General features: G+C 56.1%; 16 protein-coding genes and 1 tRNA gene. 8 read left to right on the plus strand and 9 right to left on the minus strand.

Annotated elements, in window-relative coordinates; translation table 11 throughout:
• Nucleotides 1–83: 83 nt before the first annotated feature.
• The 4 genes from ACOSDM_RS01745 to ACOSDM_RS01760 all read right to left on the minus strand — a co-directional run bounded on the left by ACOSDM_RS01745 (nucleotide 84) and on the right by ACOSDM_RS01760 (nucleotide 4,833).
• On the minus strand, nucleotides 84–950 hold the full coding sequence (locus tag ACOSDM_RS01745; protein ID WP_420722749.1) for an OmpA family protein: 867 nt from the start codon (nucleotides 948–950) through the stop codon (nucleotides 84–86).
• 301 nt (nucleotides 951–1,251) lie between these two features.
• Nucleotides 1,252–1,896 carry an ATP-binding cassette domain-containing protein gene (locus tag ACOSDM_RS01750; RefSeq protein ID WP_420722750.1) on the minus strand — a complete coding sequence of 215 codons (645 nt, stop codon included), beginning with the start codon at nucleotides 1,894–1,896 and terminating at the stop codon, nucleotides 1,252–1,254.
• Nucleotides 1,893–3,629: an ABC transporter permease gene (locus ACOSDM_RS01755; RefSeq protein ID WP_420722751.1), complete on the minus strand. Its 1,737-nt coding sequence runs from the start codon at nucleotides 3,627–3,629 to the stop codon at nucleotides 1,893–1,895. Before ACOSDM_RS01755 ends, ACOSDM_RS01750 begins: the two co-directional genes overlap by 4 nt.
• Entirely contained in the window at nucleotides 3,619–4,833 is a 1,215-nt protein-coding gene (locus ACOSDM_RS01760) for an ABC transporter substrate-binding protein (protein WP_420722752.1), read from the minus strand. The genes ACOSDM_RS01755 and ACOSDM_RS01760 overlap by 11 nt, the downstream gene beginning before the upstream one ends.
• A gap of 380 nt (nucleotides 4,834–5,213) precedes the next feature.
• On the opposite strand from ACOSDM_RS01760, the gene ACOSDM_RS01765 reads away from it, so the two are divergent.
• The 3 genes from ACOSDM_RS01765 (at nucleotide 5,214) to ACOSDM_RS01775 (ending at nucleotide 6,562) form a co-directional block, all read left to right on the plus strand.
• Nucleotides 5,214–5,714, plus strand: coding sequence for a GNAT family N-acetyltransferase (locus ACOSDM_RS01765; protein WP_420722753.1), 501 nt, complete (start codon nucleotides 5,214–5,216; stop codon nucleotides 5,712–5,714).
• An 82-nt stretch (nucleotides 5,715–5,796) separates the two neighbouring features.
• A tRNA-Gly gene (locus tag ACOSDM_RS01770) sits at nucleotides 5,797–5,870 on the plus strand.
• Between the two features lie 68 nt (nucleotides 5,871–5,938).
• Nucleotides 5,939–6,562: a class I SAM-dependent methyltransferase gene (locus ACOSDM_RS01775; protein ID WP_420722754.1), complete on the plus strand. Its 624-nt coding sequence runs from the start codon at nucleotides 5,939–5,941 to the stop codon at nucleotides 6,560–6,562.
• A gap of 67 nt (nucleotides 6,563–6,629) precedes the next feature.
• Here the strand turns inward: ACOSDM_RS01775 and ACOSDM_RS01780 are convergent, their stop codons facing one another.
• Nucleotides 6,630–6,827 (minus strand): hypothetical protein, encoded by a 198-nt coding sequence (locus ACOSDM_RS01780; protein ID WP_420722755.1) that lies wholly within the window; start codon nucleotides 6,825–6,827, stop codon nucleotides 6,630–6,632.
• A gap of 584 nt (nucleotides 6,828–7,411) precedes the next feature.
• Here ACOSDM_RS01780 and ACOSDM_RS01785 point away from each other — a divergent pair.
• Nucleotides 7,412–7,696 carry a coiled coil domain-containing protein gene (locus ACOSDM_RS01785; RefSeq protein ID WP_420722757.1) on the plus strand — a complete coding sequence of 95 codons (285 nt, stop codon included), beginning with the start codon at nucleotides 7,412–7,414 and terminating at the stop codon, nucleotides 7,694–7,696.
• 37 nt (nucleotides 7,697–7,733) lie between these two features.
• On the opposite strand, the gene ACOSDM_RS01790 is transcribed toward ACOSDM_RS01785, so the two are convergent.
• From ACOSDM_RS01790 to ACOSDM_RS01805, 4 genes are all read right to left on the minus strand, one after another.
• Nucleotides 7,734–8,693 carry a peptidoglycan-binding protein gene (locus ACOSDM_RS01790; RefSeq protein WP_420722759.1) on the minus strand — a complete coding sequence of 320 codons (960 nt, stop codon included), beginning with the start codon at nucleotides 8,691–8,693 and terminating at the stop codon, nucleotides 7,734–7,736.
• A gap of 104 nt (nucleotides 8,694–8,797) precedes the next feature.
• The gene (locus ACOSDM_RS01795) at nucleotides 8,798–9,163 is read right to left on the minus strand and encodes a (2Fe-2S) ferredoxin domain-containing protein (protein WP_420722760.1); all 366 of its coding nucleotides are present in this window, start codon (nucleotides 9,161–9,163) and stop codon (nucleotides 8,798–8,800) included.
• 4 nt (nucleotides 9,164–9,167) lie between these two features.
• Nucleotides 9,168–10,034 carry a 4-(cytidine 5'-diphospho)-2-C-methyl-D-erythritol kinase gene (locus tag ACOSDM_RS01800; RefSeq protein ID WP_420722761.1) on the minus strand — a complete coding sequence of 289 codons (867 nt, stop codon included), beginning with the start codon at nucleotides 10,032–10,034 and terminating at the stop codon, nucleotides 9,168–9,170.
• A gap of 9 nt (nucleotides 10,035–10,043) precedes the next feature.
• Nucleotides 10,044–11,825: a tetratricopeptide repeat protein gene (locus tag ACOSDM_RS01805; RefSeq protein ID WP_420722762.1), complete on the minus strand. Its 1,782-nt coding sequence runs from the start codon at nucleotides 11,823–11,825 to the stop codon at nucleotides 10,044–10,046.
• A gap of 365 nt (nucleotides 11,826–12,190) precedes the next feature.
• Here ACOSDM_RS01805 and ACOSDM_RS01810 point away from each other — a divergent pair, with 365 nt between their 5' ends.
• The 4 genes from ACOSDM_RS01810 to ACOSDM_RS01825 all read left to right on the plus strand — a co-directional run bounded on the left by ACOSDM_RS01810 (nucleotide 12,191) and on the right by ACOSDM_RS01825 (nucleotide 25,475).
• A complete protein-coding gene (locus tag ACOSDM_RS01810) occupies nucleotides 12,191–14,050 on the plus strand; it encodes a TolC family protein (protein ID WP_420722763.1) in 1,860 nt (619 codons plus the stop codon).
• 85 nt (nucleotides 14,051–14,135) lie between these two features.
• Nucleotides 14,136–15,872 (plus strand): peptidase domain-containing ABC transporter, encoded by a 1,737-nt coding sequence (locus ACOSDM_RS01815; protein WP_420722764.1) that lies wholly within the window; start codon nucleotides 14,136–14,138, stop codon nucleotides 15,870–15,872.
• 28 nt (nucleotides 15,873–15,900) lie between these two features.
• Nucleotides 15,901–17,196 (plus strand): HlyD family type I secretion periplasmic adaptor subunit, encoded by a 1,296-nt coding sequence (locus ACOSDM_RS01820; protein WP_420722765.1) that lies wholly within the window; start codon nucleotides 15,901–15,903, stop codon nucleotides 17,194–17,196.
• A gap of 305 nt (nucleotides 17,197–17,501) precedes the next feature.
• Complete coding sequence (locus tag ACOSDM_RS01825; protein WP_420722766.1) at nucleotides 17,502–25,475, plus strand: LamG-like jellyroll fold domain-containing protein; 7,974 nt, start codon at nucleotides 17,502–17,504, stop codon at nucleotides 25,473–25,475.
• Nucleotides 25,476–25,543: the final 68 nt, after the last annotated feature.

Genomic DNA, 25,543 nt, shown 5'->3' on the forward strand with positions numbered 1-25,543 from the left:
GGCCGGGGGGCAATACCTCCCGGCCTTTCTTTACGCTACAGTCTCTTCGGGCAGCCAGGCTACCCTTACAGCCCGTCAGTCAATCACTTGATGGTGATTTCCACACGACGGTTCTGAGGATTGCGAACGCCGTCACCGGTGGCTTCGAGAGGCTCGCTCTCACCACGGGCTTCAACGCCGATTACAGAAGCAGGAACACCCAGTTCGATCAGTTTGAACCGGACATTGTTCGCACGACGCAGCGAGAGAGCCTCGTTATACGTCGCGGACCCTGCGGTATCTGTGTGACCGATCAGCATGATCTGACCATCTTTGTAATCGCCGAACTTGGATCCGACCAGGTTCAGAACCTGTGCAGCGCCTTCGTTCACATTGTCCATATCAAAGCCGAAGAAGACAATGAAGTTTGCCGGTTCCATCATTGGTTCCGGTGCCGGAGCAGGGGCAGGTGCCGGTGCTGGCGCAGGAGCCATTTTGGTTTCCAGAACTTCCATCGCAGCGATGAATTCCTTCATGCATTCTGCAATGTCTTCGGGCTGATGGTTTTCTTCTTGCTGCTCAACCCAGCAATCAAATTTGGCCTGGGCGGTTGCGGCTTCCATCGGATAATTTTCACGTCCACCACTGTCGAGGCCTTTGATCAGACGTTCGCGTGCAGCGGCCAGAACCTTGATGCGATCAGCAGGTTCGTTCCAATTTGCGATTTCTTCGGGCAGAACCACTTCACCCGCAGCAGCCCGCAGGCCCTTGCGTGCGAAATGATCCGCGTCGACATAATCGCGCATATCGTACATTTCGAATTCTGAGAATGCTTGGTATTCTTTGGCCAAGGCCTTCGTGAAGGCGGTGCCTTGCGGTTCGGTTTTCTGAAGTTCTTCCAGATTACCATAAACCGAGCACCCGGCGAGAAGAGCGGCGCCACCAATTAGGCCGATCAAACGCTTTAACATCTTAAAATCCCCCTTTGCGGATTCTGACTAGCGTCTTTCCTTTCTCTCACCCCACTGGTGGATTGCAAGGACAGGACGCTTGAAACTTTATGTATCACGATCCTTCGTTTACCGAAATTCATGACACGCTGACTCACCAGCGATAATACACGCAAGTGGTGGGACAACCCCATAATGTCAAGGAGTATAAAGTGATTGGGGATGGATATCCAGACTTAGATATGGGCATTTATGTGGTATTTTTGCTACCAAGCGCCATAATTTCGATGCGCTTTATTTGTCTAGACTGATAAGAGATAGGCTATTGCGATAAATGGACAGTTTTACCCCGCGCAGCGGTTGCATCGGCAGGGTCGTGGGTCACCAGCAGAACAGGCAGGTTTTGGTCCGATGCATGGTCGAATACAAATTGTCGGAACCGATCCCGCAACTGGCTATCCAGTTTTGAGAACGGCTCGTCCAGCAACAGCGCATCGGGTTCGGCCAGCAGGGCGCGAAGACAGGCGATCCGCGCGCGCTGGCCACCGGATAATGTGGACGGGTTGCGTGCCCCGAATTCTTCAAGGCCTGCATCCGCCAAGGCGGCGCGAATGCGGTCGCCGCGTTCCCTGCGATCAAGGCCCACCGGCAGACCAAAGGCCAGATTGTCGGCGACGCTTAGATGCGGAAACAGCAGATCATCCTGGAACAGAATGCCAGCCCTGCGGGTCTGAGGCGGCAGGCCTGTTATATCGCGCCCCTTCAGCCCGATTGTGCCCTTCAGGGTAAAGGCAGGATCCAACGTGCCGCAAATTGCAGAGAGTAGTGTTGATTTCCCGGACCCGCTGGCCCCCATGATTGTCGTGACCTGCCCGGGTGGCACATACAGCGATAGGGGGGCAAACAGGCTGGTGCCACCGACAGACAGGCTTACATGGTTCAGGGTCAATCCCTCTGTCACAGTCACAAGCGTTTCTTCCCTGCAAAGGCGGACCGGTGGATCAGAAAGGGTGCTGCCGCCGCAATCGCGAACAGAATCAGCGGCAGAATGGATTGCAGAACAACCAGCGTCCCGATAAGGCGGCGGTCTCCCCCACCCGCCAGGGCGACAGCCTCTGTTGTCAATGTGGTCAGGCGACCGGCCCCGGCAAATATTGTGGGCAGATATTCACCAACGCTGACGGCGAAGCCAACCGCAAAGGCGATCAGAATCGGGCGCAGCAGCATGGGCATTTTGACCTGTCGGAAAATACGCCATGGACTGGCCCCCAGACAGGCGGCCGTTCTGGAAAATCGAGGGTCCAATGCGCGATAGGGTTCTGAGAGTGACAGGAAGATGTAAGGCAGGACAAACAGCAGATGGGCCCAGATCAATCCGGCCCAATGGCCATCGATGCCAACCACCACCATCAATATCTGAGCGCCGAATAGAAAGGCGATCTGTGGCACGATTAAGGGGAGATACAGCAACCACAATGCCCTGTGCGTGGGGCGGCGACCGGTCCTTTGTTCCGCTTCCAGGCACAGAATGACCAGAATCAGGGCCACGCCAGCCGCCGCCAGCCCCACCCATAGTGTTGTCGTCAGGGGTTCCGCCACCCGCCCGAAGCCGCGTCCCCAATTGTCCAGACTCCAGGTGCTGGGCAGTGTGTCGGGAAAGCGCCACCGTTGGGTAAATGACCAGATCACCAACCCTATCAACCCGGCAATTCCCAGACCTGCTGCCAGACTCATTCCAGTCAGGGTCAGTTGTTTTACCCCGCGTGGCGCGCGTCGACTGCCTTTTCGGATCCAGGCCAGGCCCAACCAGGACACGATCTGTTCCCCCATGACCCAAAAGCCAATTGCGGACAGGACAAGCAGGCACTGAATACAGGCCCCCGCTGCGGCCACAAAATTCTGCGACAGATCCGGATCATTGGCCCAGCGCAGGATCAGAACACCCAAAGTCGGCGAGGGTGTGACCGTCAGGATCAATGCCACATCCACCACGGAGACGGAAAAGGCCAATACGGCAAAAATTGGCAATCTGATTTGCCCATAGAGTTGCGGCAGCACCGTTTTCAGCCATCCGGTCGGACGGTCGTAACCCAGGGATTGCGCAATCTGCATGGATTTTTGCGCCGGGATCTGTCCCAGGGCCCCCAGGGTCATTAGAAACAGGAAAGGTACCTCTTTGATCACCAATGCCAGCACCAGACTCCAGCCATAGGGGTCCGGTGCCAGGGCCAGATCAGGGGGGCGATCAAATCCTGTCGCCCAGGGGGATATCAGCCGCACGATCCATCCGCTGGGCGCCAGTAGAAAGGCCAACCCCATTGCCATCGCGGCATGGGGGATCGACAGCAGCGGGGCCAGCACGGTTCTGGCCCATTGGAACCAGGCCGTGCCGTGAAAGGCCGCGATGAAGTACAGGACCAAGGCTACCGACAGACCGGTCGCTACCAGCCCAGTCACCAGGCTGCGCAGCGCGGCCGTTTCAACGCCTGGATAGCCGGCCAGGGCGCGCCATGGGTCAAACGAAAAATGGTCGCCCCCCAAGGCGGGCAGATAGCCAAAGGCGGGCAGCAGTGTCCCAATCAACCCGGCGGCAACCGGCCCCAGAAATATCAACAGGGTCAGGGGTGGGGCGCAGCGGATGCTCAATCCTTTTCGCCACCACCCGGCCTCTGTTTTCGCCGGGATGACATCAACTGCCATACCGCTCCAGCCACTTGTTTTCGATCCGCGTCATCCAACTGGGGTGCGGCTCCGGCAGGGTCGGGCCCAGTTCCGCAGGAGATAGTGTCGCGATGCCGCGGGGCAGGGCATCAAACAGGGCGCGTCCTTCTGGGGCCAGCTTGTCCATGGTCAGCACGGTCATATCACCCCAGATATCGGGATCCTGCTTATGCGCCTGGGCCTCCGGGGACAGCAGGAAATTGGCCAATACCATGGCCCCTTCTTTATGGGCGGCGTTATAGGGGATGGCGACATAATGCGTGTTGCCGATCGTGCCGCCATCCAGAACGAATGTCCGTGCCGTATCAGGCAAAAGTCCCTGCGTGATGGCCGACGATGCGCGCCCGGGATGGAAGGACAGGGCAAAATCAACCGCTCCTTCATCCAGCAGACGGATCAGCGCGTCATCACCATCGGGATAGTCACGTCCCTCTCGCCACAGGGCCGGGTGAATTTTATCCAGATAGGCCCATAGCGGCGCGGTTACGGACTCAAAGTTATCCCCCGCTGGCTGCAGCAGGGCATCGGGCGTTTCAACCAATTCATACAAAGCCTGCTTTAGGAATGTTGTGCCCAGGAATTGCGGCGGCGCCGGATAGGTCACGCGGCCGGGATGTGCCAAGGCATAGGCCTGCAATGCCATCATCGTCTTGGGCGGATCCTGAACAATCGCATTGTCATATATGAAGACCAGCTTCGCCTGACCCCAGGGGGATTCCAGCCCCTCGGTCGGGATCGTGAAGTCCAATTCCACGGCGGGATTGGCCTTGGTATCGATCAGGGCGTAATTGGGCAATGTGTCGGTAATCGGGCCGTGTAACAGGGCCTGATCCTTCATCGCCTTAAAATTTTCGCCATTGATCCAGATCAGGTCGACCGACCCGCCGTCATTCCGCCCGGCCGATTTCTCAGCAACCACCTTGCGCACGGCGTCAGCCGTATCTGCCAGCTTCACATGCTCAACGGTTACGCCATAGTCTGCCGCCACACGCTCCCCGACCCAGCGGATATAGGCGTTGATCGCCTCATCTCCGCCCCAGGCGTTCCAATACACTGTCTGACCGCGCGCCTTTTGTTCAATCTGTGACCACTCCTGTGCCTGTGCAGGGGGTATAAGCTGAAATGCGGCCAGCAAACCGACCGCCAGCATGATTTTCTTAAGACCGCTTTCGCTAAACAGCATTCTGGAACCCCCTATGGACTGGTGTTTTTCTAATTGCTACAAGCCTAGTGCAGGCGGGACCTGGATACCAGCGCACGGCTGGTCAATTTAGGGTGAACACAGAATTGTGCACTGGCAAAAGCCGTGATAGCGTCGTTTTGCACACTAAGAAGCGACGAGAAAACCGTGTCTCAACGACCATCCTCTTTCCGATCTGATGCGCGACGAAGCTGCGCCGCACCCGCCCCTTGTCTGGGCCGGAGCGGCCTGCGTTGTGCCGATATCGACGGTGCGCGGGGAATGGGACGGTTGAACGCAACCTTTTGGTAACGTTACAGTTCACACCCCTGACGCCCTCGATTTCCCCTGAATATGATGTTGATTAGAGGACGAGAGCGTCAATGAGATATGCCCTGACCAAAGAAACCGCCGCTGATGCGGCTGATATAGAAACCCTGATGGACCTGGCCTTTGGGCCCGGTCGTCATTCCCGCAATGTGGTGCGGTTCCGTGACCAGCGCGCGCCGATGCCGCAATTCTGTTTCGTCGCCAAGAAATCCAAGGAAATGGTGGCCTCCATCCGGTTCTGGCCGGTTTGCCTGCCCAATGGTCAGGTCGTTCCCCTGCTGGGACCATTGGCCGTGCGCCCGGAACTGCGCGGATTGGGCATTGGGCGCGGGCTGGTGCGCAAGGGGATGGATGCGGTGCGCCTGTCCGGCGCGCCGGCGATCCTGATCATCGGTGATCCCGGCTATTACGCCCCGTTTGGCTTTCGCGTTGAACCGGTGCGGGAATTGGATATGGGCGGACCCGTCGTTCCCCTGGCGCTGATGGGCATCGAATATGAAGATGGCAGCCTGTCGCGCCAATCGGGCACAGTCACCCCCGTGCCGATCAAATGACCAACCGATAACACGACATCCTGCTTGATTGTGGCACCCTGGCGCGTCTATAACCCGAACTGTCGGCGCGTCAGGGTCGCATGCGGGTGTAGTTCAATGGTAGAACGGCAGCTTCCCAAGCTGCATACGAGGGTTCGATTCCCTTCACCCGCTCCAGTTTCCTGGTTCGACAAATCCCTCGCTTATGGCATGCTGCGGCTCTTATCGGGTGCAAAGGAAAAGGCATGAGCGGTTCGTCGCAATTTGGGAAACTGTACACGGCTGTCCTGGTTCAGAAGCTCTATCAGGCCGGACTGATCCGGCGTGTTGTCGATATCGGGGCAGGGGGCGGCACGTATAGCGAATTGCTGCGCGGGCATATGCCAGACTGTGACTGGCACGCCGTTGAAGTGTGGCAGCCCTATATTGATGAGTTCAATCTGACAGACCGCTATGACACGGTGCATCAGGTCGATGCACGTTTGTTTGATTGGGATCAGGTAAAGGGGCCCATCGATCTGGTCTTCTGTGGCGATATTCTGGAGCATATGGAAAAGCAGGAGGCGGAAGCGCTGGTTGATCGCATCCTGACGCATACGCGCTATCTGCTGGTTTCCATCCCAATCGTTCACTACCCGCAGGACGAGATCAACGGGAACCCCTATGAAGTGCATGTCAAAGACGACTGGTCACATGAGGAAGTGGTTGCGACCTTTCCTGACAGTCAGACCGCCTTTTTGCAGGGATCAATTGGCGTCTACATGTTAAGCCGACAGCAAGCCGCGCTGGCCCCGCTGTTGCAGGCCCATCAATTCATCGCGCCGCTGGTTGAGAAGAATTTGAACGACCCATCGGTCTATTGGCAGTAACAGCCAGCCTCTTGTGATCATGGCAGTTGCGGTCGCTTCTAGTGGTATTCAAGGCGTGGTAAATTTCCTACGGTGCGATGCTGACTGCCACAATGCCCAGCAACACTATGCCGACAGCAAATATTCCGATGACGAGACCCCGCTGCCATTTTGATTTCAACACGATCTTTCCTTGCCGCGCATCGACACCGCTTAGCTTTTCTGGCTGGTCGCGGTTATCTTTAGGGTCAGGCTGTTCCGTCGTATTTTCATTTTGTTGGCTCATAATGCTTCCATTTCCTTTCTGAGAATTCGGGATCACCCTTGTTAGACTTCTCTGCGGGCGGTTTCCCATGTTTCCGTCTGTGCAGACCCAACAAGGTTGTCCTGTGCGTCTCTGTTAAGACATCCCCGATCATGGTTGCGCTTGGAATATCGCCAGGCGCGAAAGCGATCCTTAAAGTCTGACAGTCAAACGCATACGCTTTCATACCAAAACATAACTATAATTCACAAAAATGGTATTTCTGGTGATAGTATGTTTCGGGCTCTCCTTTCAGAATTCACACAACCAATAAAATAATTTTCATAGGTTTGTCATAAAAACTTTAATAAAGACTTAGTAACAAAATTAACCCTGTCAACAGGTGTTATCGTACGAATCGTAGTATGCGTTTAATATATTCTAAATTTTAACTTTTGTCCTGAAATTAGGGAATTATCATTCGATAATAAGTTATTTTATCCACAAATTACTGAAAGAAAGCCACTTTGTAATGAAGCGTTATTAAAAGATAACATTGAAATTTCGCAAATGATCAATACGTCTGTATCGACAATCATCGACGAATACTATCGAAGGAGATCAGAATGAGCGCTAAGGATGCATACGAAAAAAAACTAAAGGGTCGCTTGGCTGAATGGCGTGCTGACATAGATAAATTGAAAGCCAAGGCGGATCAGGCCGAAGGGGACACCCAGTTAGCCTATTATAAAGAGATCGAGGCGTTGCGTGCACAGCAGGAAAGTGTGCGCGATAAACTAGATGATCTTCGCGATGCCGGGGATGGTGCCTGGGAAGATATTAAATTGGGCGTCGAAAAAGCTTGGACCGACCTCAGCGATTCAACCAATAAAGCACTCTCTCGCTTTTAGGGGGCCATGGACAACGGACCTGCGATCTAGGCTTCCTCTAAAGTGGGGGGGTCCTCGTATCATTATCTGAGACCAGATCTGTTATTCCCCAATCCGCAGTGTTGAAGCGACCGCCATGGACGGTGCCTTGTCCGGTGGCCAGCGTCATCTTACGGCTGCGAACATCCTCCTGATAGAGTTTTCGGGACCCCAGGGCGACTTGCTCAGCGATGATTTCGCGGCGGCGTTGGGGCGTCGGGTCGATCTCTTCGGCCAGGGCCTTTTGGATCTGGGGGCCTTCATTGATGCCACCATTCTGCACCGCGATGTCAAAACACAAGGCCCGACCTGGCGGGTCGGTCAGGTCATAGCGATCCGCGTCGCGCTGGGCGATGGACCAGTATTTGGTGCGGGCGCGATCGATCTGGGCATTCTGCGCAGCCTCTGTCGCGCCCAGCCTGGCAAAGCCACTGGCCCAGTCTTCCCGCAAATGAAGCTTTTGTGCGCCCAGGCTGATACCGTCGGCCCAGGTGATCTGGTCGGCCCGTGGACGCGTCAGAACATCGCGCAGTTCTGATGCCATCGCCCCGAAGGCCCGGTCCAGCGTGTCTGATGTATTGGAGTCGATGGCGCTTAATACTTTTGCCAATTCCCCGCCAGCCAAAGTGAATCCGATGATGCCCCAGGTGACGCCCGCCCCGTCAAAATTTCCAACAGCCTTTTGAAATCCATGCCCTTCAAAGGTGCTGGTCAGCGCCAGCGCAAGGTCGAAATCCGTGGGTTTTTCGCTGGTTGGAAACAACACCGGCCATGTGTCTTCATCCATAGCGCCACTGTTAGGCAATCCGCTGTCGTGTTGAAAGGCGGTCAGCGCCGCCTGTGTGCCGCGCCCGAAGATCCCATCAATGCCGCGTGTGGAAAATCCTTGCTGTGTCAGGCCTTCCTGCGTGCGAAACACCAGCGCGCCGCGCACCGGCATGAAGCCGGAGACTGCCCTTCTTGCATAAATCTGTCCCATATACCCCCCAACAACCCGTCATGATAATGCTGGAAACCGTCTAATCATGGGGTTTATAATGAATATTAATTCAAATATCAATATTAATAAGAACAAAAAACAAACTATTGACCAGGAAAATAATGCCCAAACCCGGTCGGGTCGTCCGTGTCAGGGTCTGTCGGGTCGATGCCGTCTGGCAGTTGCCCTGCCAATGCTTCCAGCCTGTCCAGAATGGTGGGAATGTGATCGGGCTGGACCTGCAGAAAGAAATCACCGCCTGGCGCGATACGCATGGCGGGGCCTTTCAGGCAGCGATTCAGGCAGATGATGCGGGACAGCCGCGCATTGATGCGGCGCGCCCGAATGCCCGCTTCCAATGTGTCGGCCAGCGCGTTCGAGTCCCGATCCCCGCCACAGCTGGGCTTGTTGCTGCCAACAGGATTAACACAGACCAGCAGGCGATACGGGGATGGGTCCTGCTGTGTCATGACCTTATCCTGCCAGGCCACCAGCCGCGACCCACCAGCCGGGATGGGCCAGGTCCGAGGCGGCCTTCTGGGCCTGGTCGGGGCAGTCATACAGCCCAAAACAGGTGGCCCCGCTGCCCGACATGCGGGATAACAGAATGCCCGGTGACCCGTCTAAATGACCAAGAACCTGACGGATGGAGGGGCAGATTTGCATTGCTGCCTCGGTCAGATCATTGGGTTCCTGCTGCAACGCCTCTGCCAGACTCTGGGCGGTCTTGCCCGGATTGAATGCCAGGGCTTTTTCAGAAAACGGGCCGAACCTTGCCCGAAAGACAGCCGGTGTCTCACACGGGCGACCCGGATTGATCAATACGATGCCAAGGCGCGGTAAGGGCGGCAGGGGGGAAAGATCCTCCCCAATCCCGGTCATGCGACAGGGCTTACTGATCAGACAGACCGGGACATCGGCCCCAAGCGCCAAGGCCAATCGGTTCAGATCCTCCGAAGGCAGGCTCAACGACCAGTGCTGGATCAACAGGCGTAAAGCCGTTGCCGCATCGGACGACCCGCCACCAATGCCACCAGCCGCAGGCAGGGTCTTGGTCAAGGTAATCTGCGCCCTGGCCTCTATGCCCGCCGCCTGGGCAAGGCGTTGTGCGGCTTTCAACACCAGATTGCTTTCGTCTCTGGGAACCGCATCCGCGAAAGGCCCCTGAACGGTCAGGGTCAGCCGGTCCGCAGCAGAAACATCGATCCGGTCCCCGAAATCCGTGAAGGCGACAAGGCTGTCCAGCAGATGGTAGCCATCGACCCGGCGCCCGGTGATGCGCAGGCTGAGATTCACCTTCGCGGGCGCAAGGGCGGAGAGAGGCGGCGAGACTGTGGACATCGGGCTGCGCTATTTGCTGGAGGCTGAATCAACCGCATCCAGGCCCTTTTCCAACTTTTCCTCAACAGTGGCGCGCAGGTCCTCTTCCGGGTCCAGGGTCAAGGCATGTCCCCATTGATAGCGGGCTTCGAAGTATCGGCCCACCTTCCAGTAAGCATCCCCCAGATGATCGTTGATCACGGCTTCTGAAGGCAATAATTGAACCGCCCGCTCCAAGTGGATAACGGCCTCTTCATAATCACCCAATCGATAATAGGCCCAGCCCAGACTGTCGACGATATTGCCATCATTGGCCCTTTGGGCTACGGCGCGTTCGATCATGTCCAGGCCTTCTTCAACATTGATCCCCTGATCAATCCAGCTATAGCCCAGATAATTCAGGACGGCGGGATGATCCGGATACAGTTCCAGCGCCTGTTTCAGGGCTTTCTCTGCGGCCGGCCAGTTGTCTGTCCGCTCTTCGGTGATGCCTAAGAAGTAATACAGGGTCCAGTCGTCCGGGGTTACGGTCTTCACGCGCTCCAGGGCGCGTATATAATACTCTTTGGCATCTTCAAACTCCCCCTGAATGCGCATGATCAGGCCCAGTTTGTTCAGGGCAGTCAGGTCATCTGGCCGGGCCTTAGCCAGGTTTTCCAGCCAGTCGATCACGGCATCATCCTGTTTTAACTGGATCATGCTGTCGGCGATCCGCATCTTTGCATCCCAGCTGTAGCGGGAGCCTTCCGGGATTTCATTCAGGACACTGATTGCCGCATCATCCTGTTTCAGGCCTTGCAGCAACACGGCAACCACCATACGGCCGAATTCGTTCTCGGGATCCAGATAAACGCCCAGCCGGGCATAGCGCAAAGCGACCAGGGGCACCTGTCGCTGGATCTGGGATGACAGGTCAATCAGCGCCTCCGCCGCCCCTTGTTGCGGCGTTGCCATGATAGGGGACAGCGTCTTTCCCTCATCCATTTGGGCAATGTCATTGGCAACCAGATCATTATCCGGATGCAGCGCCTGATAACCTTTCAGAAGATCGCTGGCTCCTTGGATATTTCCCTGCATTTGTTTCGCCCGCGCCAGGGCACGGATGATTGCGTTCGGGGCGGCCTCCAGATTATCTGCCGTTGGGGATAACAGCGCCTCTGCCTCGGCAGGACGATTGGCCGCTAAAAAGATCATGCTGGCGTGCAGGTCATGGATCGCCTTGGCCTGTGGGTCCTCATTCAGTCCATCCAGCATCAGGATCGCGGCATCGGCATCGCCCTTTCCAAATTCCGCCCAGGCCGCCAGGATCGGGGTTGAATATCGTGCCATTGCGATGCGACGCGCCGGGTTCAGGACTTTCAACACACGATCCCAGTCTTCGTGCATCATGGCACCGACCGCCAGTGTCAGCGCCGCGATATCAACCTCACTGGGATAGACAACAATCTGGGGGCGCGCCAATTCTATCGCTCGGTCGATGTGCCCGGCATGCAGGTTCGCCAGCATCCCGCGGCGCTGTAACAGCGGATCATCTGGGTCATTGGAAAGAATTTGGTCCAACAAATCAGCCGCGCGTAAAAAATCATTCTCTGTTTCCGCCTGGCCTGCGGCAAGATAGGCCCCATAGATGCTGTGCATCTGTTTCGGTAAGGGGTCATTTGTAACATCCGCCCTGGCGGCAGGGGCCGTGATGGTCGCGGCCATCATCATTCCCAGGCCGCTGAGCAGTGCGCGTGCCGGGAAGGATTTCCACGGCGAGCAACCCGCAGTATGGGAATTGGAAGGGTAAGTGCGTGCTTGATAGCGGGTCATAAATATCTCTTTCGTCCGACAGGCGGGAAATTTAGGGATTCCCAACAGTACTAGACTCATAAGATAGAGAGACTCGTCGTTTCTTGCCACTATGTCTCGTAAATAAGGTGCAACGGTTTGGTCTTTTCTCTCGGATTTGTTTAAAATCATGTAAGAAGGGCATAGTATGCCCTACAGTGGGGTCAAGGACGAAGCGGGCAAATGGACCAGCCTTGCGCGCATTGGGTAGGAATTGAATGTGGACCGATCCGCTCTAGGGGGTGGTTGCGTCTTTATCGGCATTGGGGGGGCTGGCGCGGATTTGCTGACGGTGCAGCGCCCTCTGTGCCATATAATGCGGGCAAGATTGCTCGTGGATAGAGGGAATGAAGGCAGCGCGCTTCATTGGGATTGCGGTTTTTATCTTAACCTGCCTGGGCGGGAGCGTAGGTGCGCGCGCAGAACCCCTCGAACAATTGATCTCTGAAACTGTTGAAAATCATGATCGGGTCCAGGCCAGTCGGGCCCAGGTGGAATCGGCGCGGCAACGATCTCTGGTCGCTTTGGGGGTCTGGTATCCCAATCTGAACCTGACGGCGGGTGTTGAACGCTATCGATTGGAACGCACCGGTCAGGCGACCCAGACCGAACCAGGCCAGGACCTCACAGCCACGATCACGCAATTGCTGTGGGACTTCGGGGCCAGCAATGCCTCAATCGAGCGGTCGCGGCTGGAGTTCACCCAATCCGAAATCGGACTTGTGCAAGTCCGCCAGGACCTGACGGCAGAGGCGATTTCTGCTTACATCAATCTTCTGCGCAGCGCTGAAATAGTCGGGTTTGCGCAACGATCAGAAGAGAACATTCGCAAACAGACCGGGCTGGAAGAAGCACGCATCGAAGCGGGGTCAGGTCTTTCAACTGATTTGCTGCAGGCGAAAACGCAATTAGCAGGAGCCCAGGCCCGTCGTGTCGATGCAGAGGGTAACTACGAATTGGCGCTGAATCGATATCGTGCCGTATTCGGGGATGTTCCCGGTGATCTGGCCGTTATGCCCGGCATTGATATCGACCGCAGCTTTGTTCCCGAAAGCCTGGATGCAGCGCTGCAGCAGGCTTTCAGCGGCAACCCGCAAATTCGATTGACCAGTCTGGATATATCCATCGCGCAACAGGATCGCATTGCCGCCAAAGCAGAAAACTTCACCCCGACATTTGAAATGATCGGCGAGCGCAGCATGCTGAAAAACGATGGTGGCACCATTGGGCGCAAGAACGAATCGTCGATTAAGCTGCAACTCAGCTTCCCCTTTAATCTGGGATTCACCTCCATCAATACATTGCGGGCGGCGCAATCGGATGAAGTGGCTGCGACACGGACCATGGGGGATTTGGAACGCACCATTGAAGAGCGCGTTCGCAATGCCTGGAAACAATTGGAAACGGCGCGCCTGCGGTCTGGATATCTGTTCGATCAGGCCGGCATTGCGCGCGCCTTCCTTGAAGTCGCCATTCAGGAACGCAGCCTGGGTCAACGATCCTTGATCGATGTTCTGGCGGGTGAAACGTCGCTGATCAATGCACAAAGTGATGCGGTTGCTGCAGAGGCGGAGGTGTTATTGGCAATGGTGGAATTGCTGTCCGCTGCGGGCGCGCTGGAATATGATGTGATCAAAACAGTGCCGCGCCCGGATCGCTCTGAAATGCTGGCGCCGATCGCGACCCTGTCTGACCAGATGGCGCCAGACCCGGCAATGGATTTACTGCTGTCCCCCACCGGTCAAGGGGGCACCTTGGATCCGTCGGCCCCGCTTGATCCGTCCCAGATCAATTCCAGTCAGGAAACGGGCCAGGATGGCAGCGTTTTTACGCCGCCAGCCCCACAATCATCCTTAACCGCGCCAACGGAACCCCCAACCTCTGCACTGACGCCCGATGCGCCAAAGGTTCCAGCGGAACCGCCAGCGCAGACTCAGGAAGGCTTGCGCAGCATGTTGGAGGCCCCTCCCAGTTTCGAAACGGACACCGACCCTGTTCCCGACCCTGCCAATGCGCCATCCTTGCCGCGGCCTGATCCGCCCAATGAACCGCCGCGCGCGTCAGTTGAACCGATACCGCAGCCGACAGACCCATCCCCGGCGGAGTCCTCGACGGGTGGGGCTGCAACGGATTCTGACCCCATACCGGACGCGGAAGCTGCACCAAAAGGGGAACTCGACAACCCGCTGTTTAATTGGGCACAATGACCCAGACCCGACCACGGTATGAATGATGGAAGGGACTTTTGGTTTTCGGCCTGTTGGGAGGTCCGCATAATGGGGCGCGCAGAAAATGGGTGAGCTTTGGGCACGGTTGCAGCGCAGACCCACACAGGCAATGCTGATCCTGATCGCATCACTGTTGGCGAATGTTCTGGGGTTGGCCTCTTCGCTTTATGTCATTCAGGTTCTTAATCGCTACGTTTCCCATGGCGTTGATTCGACCTTGTTCACGCTGACCAGCGGCGTGCTGTTGGCGATTCTTTTCGAACTCGGATTTCGATGGAGCCGTTTGAAGCTTGCGGCCACTTTGTCTGGAGAACCGGATCATAATCTGGGCGTTGGCGCCTATGGCGTCCTGACGACCGCGCGCCTCAGCGATTTGGAGAAAGTTCCATCCGGAGAGCGTCGGGAGGCATTGTCAGGCGTTGAGCAGGTGGAAAGCGCATTTTCCGCCCCGAATATGACAGCAATTTTCGATCTGCCCTTTGCCTTGTTGTATGTGGGCGCGATCTTTCTGTTCAGCCCTATTCTGGCGGGCATTGTATTCACGACGATATGTGTCGTTGCGATTCTGGGGGTGACCAATCAGATCGTGCTGCGACCCATGAGTAAGAAAATTGCAGAACATCAATCGATTGGGCATGGGCTGATCAGCACAACGACTTCAACAGCGGAAAGTGTCAGGGCCTTTGGTGCGGGCCATCGCTTGATCGAAGATTGGGCAAAGAACCTGCAGGTGGTGCAGGCGTTGCGGCGGCGCTTGGCGCGTCGTCAGGGGGGGCTGCAGTCTTTAACACAAAGTGCGCAGGGCATTATGAGTGTTGCCGTCATCGGTGTCGGGGCGGCGATGGTGGTGCGGGGAGAATTGGATGTGGGCACGATGATTGGTGCCAACTTACTGGGTGCGCGGGCGTTGCAGCCGGTCACCCGGTTTGCGCAATTGTCAGAAGCGCTGGTCCGATCCCGCCTGGCTATGGATCGTGCACGGGCGCTGGTAGGCCTGCCGGTGGAACCCAGTGAAGGATCCGCCTTGCGCGATTACAGTGGGGCACTGGAAATTCGGGATGTCGCCTATACACCCCCTGGCGCCCCGACGCCCTTGTTTGAGGATCTGTCGATCCGCCTGGACCCGGGCGCCGTGGTCGCGCTGGTGGGGCGCAACGGGGCGGGAAAGACGACCTTGGCCCGATTGATTGCGGGGCTGATCCAACCGGATCGGGGGCAGATTCTGGCCGATGGTGTCGATCTGCGGCAATTGGTGCCCGCATGGTGGCGGCGGCAACTGGTTTATCTGCCACAGGAACCGACCTTCATTAATGGCACCATTCGCGATAATCTGCGCATGCTAAAGCCCGATCTGACCGATGAAGTGCTGGAGGCGATTCTGGAGCGCAGCGGTGCCGCCCGGTTCGTTCACGAGACGGAAAAGGGTCTTGATACCCTGATCACGAATAATGGGATGACCCTGGCCCGGGGGGTGCGCCGCAGGCTCGCCGTGGCGCGCGCACTGGCCTCTGGCGGGCGTTTGGTGATCTTTGACGAACCGACCGAGGGGATGGATGAAGAGGGCATTCGTCAGGTCTACGAATCCCTGATCCAACTGGCCCGGGCGGGTCGGACAATCATCGTTTCATCCCACGATCAGCAGATCATTCGGGGGGCACAGATACTGGTGGATCTGGATGCGAAGCCACGGCCGACCGTTAAGGTTCTGTCCAAGGAAAACCCCGGCGCATCGAAAGATTGGAACGCGGGCGCGCGCGGTCAAAATCCCGCGCCTAAGCCTCGGGCGAAAGCAGCGCAATGACGCGGGTACAGTGTAGAAACAGGTCGGCATGATGACTGTGAAACAGGATAAATCGCCAATTGAATCAGCCACCGGGGCAGTGGGCTTTATCGTGTTGGCGGGGGCCTTTGTTGTGGCCTTTGCGGTATGGACCTGGTTTGGCAGCCTGGACATCGTCAGCGCCACAGTGGGGGAAGTCGTGCCCGCCAGCCGCGTGCGCCAAATCCAACATCTGGAAGGCGGCATTGTTGCGGATATCCAAGTGCAGGAACGTGAAATCGTTGAACCTGGACAGATCATGTTCGTACTGGATTCAACCCAGATTGATGCGGAAGTTGCAGAGCTGAGGGCACGTCTGACTGGCCTGCGGATTGAAATTGCGCGTTTGAATTCAGAACTGGCAGGCAGAAGCGATGCCGATTTCCCAGAGGACCTGATAGAACGTGTGCCCGATCAAATTGAGGCGGCCCGCCAATTGATGGAAACGCGGCGCAAGCGCCTTGCGGCGGAGTTTAATGTTCAGCGCCAGTTGATCGCCCAGCGTCGTCAGGAAATCGCAGAAGTATCCGCACGTCTTGAAACCGCAGCGGCCACCCGAGGGTTTCTGCAGGAACAGATCAAGATATCCGATACGCTGTTGAAACAGAATATCACCAACCGCATGACCCATATCAACCTGTTGAAGGATCTTGCGACGCTGGAGGGGCGGGTCAAGGAAGACCGTGCCATGGCGCAACGCACGCGCGCAGGCATGGAAGAGGCCCAGGCGAGGCTGACGGAAATTGCCGAGAAGTTTACCGAAGAAGCCCGCGCGCAGTTGAACGCATCAGAACGCGAGTTTCAGGAATTGAGCGAACGTCTGCGGAAATTTGAAGACAGCCAGTCCCGCATGATCATTCGCTCGCCGGTCGCGGGGATTGTTAAGACCATCGCGGTCAGCACGATCGGGGGCGTGGTGCGCGCCGGGGATGTTCTGGCGGAAATTGTGCCTATGGAAGAGCGGCTGGTGATTGATGCCAGAATGCCGCTGGATGATATCGGATTCGTCCGCCCCGGACAGTCGGCACAGATCAGCCTTACTTCCTCTGATGCGGCGCGATTTGGCAAATTGGACGGAACTGTGGTGGGTGTCAGTCCTGATGCATTACTGGATGAAGACGGTGTTCCCTACTACTCGGTGCGCATAGAAACCGCAGCCCAGATGTTCAAAGATGGTGATTTAGAGTATCGTTTGTATCCGGGGATGCGCGTGTCCAGCAGCATCATCATTGGCCAGCGCCGCATAGCCCAATATATTTTAGACCCCTATGTTCGCTCAATGCGGGCTGCACTGCGAGAACGCTAGACTTTTCAGATGTAGTGCTAGCGCTTTGATAATATTTTAGAATTTCTTGTTTCAATTTATGTAATGCGTTCTGGGAAATATGCTCAAATCAGAAAATGCAGAATTTTCTGAACACGGTTTTAAAAAATTATATAAAATTTTACGAAAAATATTATAAAAAATGTGGCAAAGTTAATTGGGCTTCCCATATAAGAGTCGCAATTTTACGGTGTTTTAGGCTAAAATGTAGGGAATTGGGCTAGTAACTGATGTAAACTGCCAAGCGCTCCAATTCGGATTCCGCTGGGAAACGGGGACTAAAATCGATGGCTGATACGATTGAGGATGTTCAGGCTCAAGGGGGGGCGTCCAGCATAGCTGGCCTGCCAACAGATGTTTTTGACAACCTTCTAATCGCGATCTCAGCTGGGGAGAATGTTGAAGAAGCGCTGAATGCGGTCCGCGAGTCCATGCGCGAAGCCGCTATCGATGCCGGGGCCAGCACTGCCGCAGCAGATCAGGCGGCTGATGTTTTTCTTGAGACCTTCCAGAACGAAGTATTTCTTTCGAACCGAGCCCCCCGTGATGCGGTGGACTATGCCGAACAGGCGATGCAGCAATCGATTGACACATTTGACGCTGCGCAGGGCCAGTCTCCGGCAGATGCACTGCTGGCGGCGATTGCTTCCGGTCAGGGCGTAGAAGAAGCCGTTTCCCGGGTCGTTGGCGACATGATTGCTAATGGCGATGCTCCCCAGGACCCCGCCGCTATTGAGGCGGCCTTCTTGTCCGAATTGCAGGAATCTCTGGCGCAAGGCAGCAGCCCGCAAGCGGCGCTGGACTCGGCCTCTGTTGCCGCCGACGCGCAATTGACCAGCCAGCAACAGGCATCCGTCCCAGTTGAAAATTCCATCCTCTCCTCGTTGGCCAATGGCGACAATGTTGGGGACGCCCTGTCAGATGCCGCCCGTTTGGCCGGTGGCGATGCGAATGCCTTTGCAGATAATCTGGAAGCCGCCTTGTCTCAGGGAATGGGGGCCGATGACGCACTGGCGGATGCGACACAGGCCGCAACGGATACGGCAGCAGCAAAGCAGGCCGGAGAAGTTGATCTGGATGCGGCGGGCCGGTTGGCTCAATCCCTGGCGCAGGGTGAAAATGTTGCCAATGCGCTGCAAGAGGCGGGCGGTGGTGAGGCGTTCGCCGCGACGCTGGAACAGTCTCTGGCCGCTGGGAATGACGCTGGGCAGGCTTTAGCGGAGGCCGATAGTGCTCAACAGCAGCAAGACGCCAATGCGGATGCGCAATCTGTTCCGCTGTCGGCTGCTGATAAATTGGCCGCCGCCCTGGCCAATGGCGCGGATGCGGAAACTCTTGCGCAATTAAGCGGTAATTCTGATTTTGCGGATGCGCTGGAACAAAGCCTTGCATCGGGGGAATCTCCCGTCAATGCAATGAATGATGCCCAGCAAGCGGCACAGGAAGCCGCAGCAGTCGCGCAGGCCCAGGACGTGCCCTTGTCCCCTGCGGATCAATTGGCGGCATCCCTGGCTTCTGGTGATAATGTCGATGACGCCATGGCGAATGCCGGTCAGGGCGATGCGTTCGGGGAGGAACTGATATCCTCTCTGGCGGATGGTCAGGCACCCGGCGATGCATTGGCCGGGGCAGCGGATGCGCAACAGGCAGCAGATACGACCAGTCAAAATCAATCCGTGCCTTCTGATCCCGCCGCAACCGCATTGGCGCAAGGGGGCGATGCCGCAAAAGATGTTAATCTGGCCCAGGCCGTCGCCGATGCGACCGGCACGACCGGCGGTGAAACGACGGATCAGGGCAGCCAGACTCAGGCCGGACAAGAACAGGCTGGACAAGATCAGGCTGGACAACAGCAAACCGCGGATGGCGCAGCCACTGGCGATACCGGCACATCGCAACCTGCCGCGACGACAACGGCAGATTCGTCGGGTCAGCCATCTGGTGGAAACACCGGGCCTGCGACATCACAACAGGCCAGCACGGACCAAACCGCCCCTCAACAGACGACAAGTGACGAAGAAGCTGCCCCCTCTCAGGAGACGCAACAGCAAGTCGCCTCTGAGGATACCAAGACCGAGACCGGTGAAGATGGCGCGGATCCACAAACCGAGTCCGATACTGCGGAATCCGTTGAACAGGTTGCCCAGGGCCCTGGCGAGGGCGAAAATTCCGACACCGCCACCGGCGATGATGAGGCTACGGGTCAAGGCGTGACCGAAACCATTCAGGTGGCGGATGCCGGGACCGGGACCGAAGAACAGGGGAACACCCAGAATCAGACTGAAGACCCTGCGCCGGAAGGGGGCGGGTCGGATCAGCCAACGGATGAAGAAATCGCGGCCTTGCAGGAGATTGAATCCGCAGCCGGTGGGAATACGAATACCAATAATTCGTCGCCGCGTGGGCCAAATTTTGAGAATAACCTCAATCCAGGACCGTTCGGCAACACCACGCCGTCCTACACGCCCAGCAGTTTTGGCCCGTCGACAACGACCACACCGACACGGACGACATCCCAGACAACATCACAGGATACGGCACCGACCCAGACCACAACGCCGGTTAATCTGAATCCCATTGTGACCAGCGATACCGGGGCCGGGACCGAAAACCAGACCTTGTCCCTGTCTGTCCTGAGCAATGACTACGATCCGGATGGTCAACCTTTAACCATTACCGCAGCCAGTGTGCCACAAGGCAAGGGTACCGTTCAAATCGCCGGACCTGTGGTGACATTCAACCCCGGAACCGATTTTGATGATCTGGACGCCGGGGATACGGAAAGCATTGCAATTTCCTATACCGTGTCTGATGGGGTTGGCGGGTCTGCCTCCAGCACCGTTTCTGTGGTCGTGACGGGCACAAACGATGTGCCGGTAATTGATCTGGCGGACAGCACCGTGACAGGTGCTGCGACGGAAGCAACCGATAATGCGGAGCCCGGTGATCCCGATTTGACCGCTGCTGGAGAGCTTAAATTCATCGATGTGGATGCGGATGGCACGCATACAGTAAATGTCACCCCCTCGTTTGGCGTCGCGGGGATTTTGACTGCAGCGATTACGACACCGGCTGTGGGTGCGACGGGCACTGTTTCCTGGGATTACACAGTGCCAGAGGGAAGTTTTGATAATCTGACCGCTGGCGAAACGGCGACGGAAGTCTTCCGTGTCACCGTGACCGATGATCAAGGAACGACAGCGTTCCAGGATATCACCGTTACGATCACCGGGACCAATGACAGCCCGATTGCCGTCGCGGATGTCAGTTCAACGTCTGAGAATACGGTCAAGACGATTGATGTTATCGCCAATGATACGGATGTTGATAATGCGACGGCGTCCCTTTCTTTGACGGCGGCTTCCGTCGCCCCGGGGCAAGGCACGGTCAGCATCGTCGGCAATCAAATTCAATACGATCCTGGCACCGACTTCGAATCCCTTGCGGTTGGTCAACATACGGTCGTGCAGATTTCCTACACGGTAACCGATCCCGGCGGATTGACGTCTGTGTCCACCGTCGATGTGACCGTGAATGGCAGCAATGATGTGCCCTTGGTTGCTGGCCCGATTGCTGTCGCACCTGTGACTGAAGATAGTGGTTCGCTCGCAATCGACCTGCTGACAGGGGCCAGCGATATTGACGATGGGACAAACCTGGACACAGCCTCGGTTGCTGTAACATCCGATGATGGCCATATCGTTTCTTTCTCCATCGACAATGACACCGGACAATTGACGATTAATTCCAGTCAATTCGGATATCTGGATGATGGGGAACAGGTGGCACTGTCTGTCACTTATAACGTAGTTGATGGTGACGGGGGCTCCGTGCCCAATATCGCCAGTGTGGTGGTCACCGGGGCGAATGATGCACCGCGTTTCGTGACGACGGGTGTTACAATCACCAATGAAAATTTTGAATCCGGTGCGAATGGCTGGTCGGATACGACCGTAACGACGGTTGATGGATTAACCCAATTCCTGGGGAATTTCGGTCAGGGCGGCGCGACAGAAAAAGCCTTCATCATTCCAAATGGGGCAAATGGCGTCAGCTTCAGCTTTGATTTCTACGAGATGGATTCCTGGGATGATGAAACCTTCACGGTTTCGATCAATGGCGATCCGATCCTTCAAAAAGTCTTCGGGCAGGTCGGGGATCAAAGTGATGCGAATTTCACGCTGAAGACGCTTGAGGATGCGGATTTAGGTCTGGCCGCATTTAATGATCAGGTTTACGGCGTAAGATTTAGCCTGAGCGCGGCGCAATTGGCTGCGTTCCCAGATGACGGGCTGGGGAATAAGATCGTTACGCTGGGCTTCAGTTCCACGCTGAACCAAGAAATTGGTGACGAAAGCTGGGGCGTCGATAACCTTCGGATATCCACGAATGTTTCGGCGAATGCAGCAGGTTTTGAAGACACAGTAATTGCGATCAATGGGTTGAAAGTTGGGGATGTTGACGGCGACGACCTGACAGTCACGGTTGATGTTCCGGACGGTATCCTGGATTTAACCGATGGTGGGGCCGGGGCCACGTTGCAAAACAGTGGGTCAACTTCTGTGACCGTTTCCGGTACTGCCGCGCAGATCAATGCGGCCCTGGCGACCCTGACCTATACGCCAGAAGACAATGCCAATGGATTGGTTCCAGTCAGCCTGTCTGTGAATGATGGGACGGTCACGACCAATTCCAGTTTTGATATCATTGTCGCCCCGATTGAGGATGCGACGGTCATTTCTGCGCCGGAAGTCCTGAATGTGACCGGTGGTGGCTCCAATGGTGACGATGCCAGTTTCTCCTTCGCCATAGCTGAAAATTTCAACACATTCCCGACGGCGCAAGGGACCGTAGAGCTTTGGTTGAAAACAGCCGACCAGGCAGGCGCTGTTGCTTCCTATGCAGTGCCGGGGTCTGCCAATGAGTTATGGATCACCCTGACGGGCGGCGATATCAACATTTGGCTGAACAATACCAATCTTGAGACGATCACGACCGTCAATGTGACCGATGATGCCTGGCATCATCTGGCGCTGTCCTTTGGGCCAAATGGCGGGGACACGGTGTTTTATGTGGATGGCAATCCTGTTGCGACCCTTCCGGCGACCGCAGCCCTAGAGGCGGGGGGAACCTTAGTGTTGGGCGCAGATCAGGATGCGGTTGGCGGTGACTTCCAGTCGTCGCAAGCGTTGGACGGTCAGATTGATGGCGTGCGCATCTGGGATTCTGTGCGCAGTCAGGCGGAAATCAATGCGGTCATGGGGCAGGAATTGGATCCTGCAATCAATCCTGATCTGATTGCGGATTACCGGATGGACGGCTCTATGGTCAGTGCGGTGGATGGTGCCCCTGACCTGGTTCTCAACAATGCCAGCCTGACCTCTGGTGGGGTTGATGCGATTTCCGGATTGGAAGATCAGCCGATTTCTCTGGCGGATATCGATATCGCAAATGTTGATGGCGACGTATTGACGGTAACCCTGACCAGTGCTCAGGGATCGATTTCCGCCAATGCTGGTGGCGGGGGCGCGTTTATTGTGCCGTCGGGGAATGGTGTCTCAATTACAGGCCTTGCAGCTGATGTTCGCGCGGCGATGGATACGGCCAGCTTTACCGGCGATCCAGGCTTTTTTGGCACGGCCAATGTGGATATCACCGTTAATGATGGCGGCGTGACACCGGTTGTCAGCACTGTTGCGGTACAGGTTCAGGAAATCCCCAATGTCGCGCCAATCGTAACGGCCGTTCAGAACTCGACCGGGGCCCTTATACAGGATGGGGTCGACAGCAAATCCACCATCGCCCATTCGGCCGCCTTGGATTTCGGCGGGGCAACCCCGATGTCGGTCGAATTACGGATCAAGACTTCTGATGATGTGAACAGGTTGCAGACCCTGTTTGATAAGTCAGACACCAATGTGGTCGATTCCTCACCCTTTAGGCTGCATATGGCGGATGGTGCCATTCGCGTCTGGAATGTCAGTGTTGAACCGTCGACCCCTCCCAACATACTTCAACCAAACACATGGTATGATATTGGCGTCACCTATGACGGGGCCAATTTGAAAATTTACATCGACGGTATCCTGATGTCCGATGCCCCCTTCACCATGGGGCCGACAAATGACAGCCCCTGGAATATCGGTGATGACAATATTGGCAGCCGGGATTTTCAGGGTCTTATCGATGATCTGCGTGTTTGGGATGTGGCCTTGTCTGAAGGGGAAATCCAATCCCATATCGGCGCTGAAATTGCCGATCCACCAAATGAGCCGGGCCTGGTGGCGCTGTATAATTTTGAAGGGTCGTTTAACGGCGAAGTTCCGGACCAGACCGGCAACAGCAATCCCGTCGCCCTGAGCGCTGGCAGCAACATCGTGCCCTTGTTGACGGTTGCAGAGGGTGATGTCGCAAACAGTTCACTGCTGGCCAGTGACGGGAATGGCGATCCGCTCAGCTATTCTGTGCTGACCAATGCCAGCAATGGATTTGTTGTGGTCAATCCGGACGGTACTTTTGCCTATACCCCCAATCCCAACTATGTCGGAGGGGATGAATTCACCCTGCAGGTATCGGACGGTCAGGGCGGCGTCACAAATCAACAGATCGCGGTCAATGTCACGACCCCATTCCTCAACAATACACCTCCGATGGGTCATGGTGACAGTGTTGTACCCAGCGCCAACTTTACCGGTGCAAATAGCTATGTTGATGTGCCCCCCTCGCTGGTTAACGGAATGACAGCAGGAACCATCGAAACCTGGGTCTATCTGGATAGCAACACCCAGGCACGGATATTCTCTCAACAGGCGAATTTCACCAATACGATGGCACTCTTGTCTGTGGAAAACGGCGCCGTGACCTACAAATCCCATAATGGCAGCGGAACCATCACCAGTTCGTCGTCACTGAATACCGGTGAGTGGCACCATATTGCGGTAACTTTCACGGCGGCTGAGGCAAATCTGTACATTGATGGACAACATGACTCTACTCTTGCCGGTTCTGGCGGAATAGGATTTTCGATTCCGCCGGTTACGGAATCTTTGGTGAATAATGCTTCCATCGGGGCTCTTATCTGGGATGGTGGACAGCAGTATATGGATGGTCAATTGGCTGAGTTCCGTATTTGGGACACGGCACGTACGGCTCAACAGATTGCGGACAATTATCTGGTACAGGCGGATGGTACGGAAAGTGGACTTCGCGCGCTGTATGATTTCTCAGACCCCATTACGAATGGAGACCCGGTCACCGATCATGCGGGAACGTTTGATGGGGTCTCCCATGACGTAGATTCCGACATTGCCTCTATTCCCGGCTTTGGCGATGGGATTGATTCGCAGAATGCCTTTGCCTTTGATGGAACCAATGCGGTTTATATTGATCACAACGCCGCGCTGGATCCTGGCAATGGCAGCCTGACCGTAGAGGCCTGGTTCTACTGGGCCGGGTCGGCTGCGACCAATGATCTGGATTACCTTGTATCCAAGGGGAATACGCAGAATTCTGATGATATCGGCTATTCTATCTTGATCAACGATGACACATTGCTGGTGCGCACTGCGACGCTCGATCCCGGCAGCAAGGGGGAATCCGAAATTTCCCTGACCGGCCTGAACGAGGGATGGCATCATGTTGCCATGGTCATTGATCAGTCCGGCGCCACCAGCGAAATTCGAGGGTATCTGGATGGGGATGGATCGGGCTGGAGCACCGAGCCGGGCTATTCCAGCACATTCAACAATGGCGCGATCACTACCGCCGAACCCTTGGCACTTGGTGCCCGCAGCGATGGGCTGGGTGAAAATTATGAAGGGGCGCTGGATGATGTCCGTGTTTGGAACACGGCGCGCAGTGAGGCGGAAATTCAACAATCCATGACACGGGAATTGACGGGCGGGGAAAATGGCCTTGTCGGCTATTGGACCTTCAACGAGAATTCAGGCAATACCGTTCTGGATAATTCCGTAAATGGTATCCACGGGACGGTGACCGGGGACGATGGTCGTGAGAATATGGTAGACTTTTCCGTCAGCAGCGCTGGAAACTACAAGGGTCTGCTGTTGGGCGGCGATGTGGATGGTGATCATCTGTCTTATGCGATTGCGGCGGGACCGGATCATGGGTCGTTGAATCTGGATGGAAACACCTTTGTCTATTCTCATGATGGGTCGCCTACAGGTCATGACACCTTCACGGTGGAGATTTCCGACGGAACAGATACAATAACCCAGCACATTGACGTGACGGTTGTCTAAAACGGGCTCCAAGGTAAGACTGGCCCCCAGCCATCGCGGTGCAATTGGGGTTACTTTTTAGGGGCGGG

The organism is Hwanghaeella sp. LZ110 (genome assembly GCF_048892525.1).
Taxonomy (GTDB): Bacteria; Pseudomonadota; Alphaproteobacteria; order UBA8366; family Aestuariispiraceae; genus Pacificispira.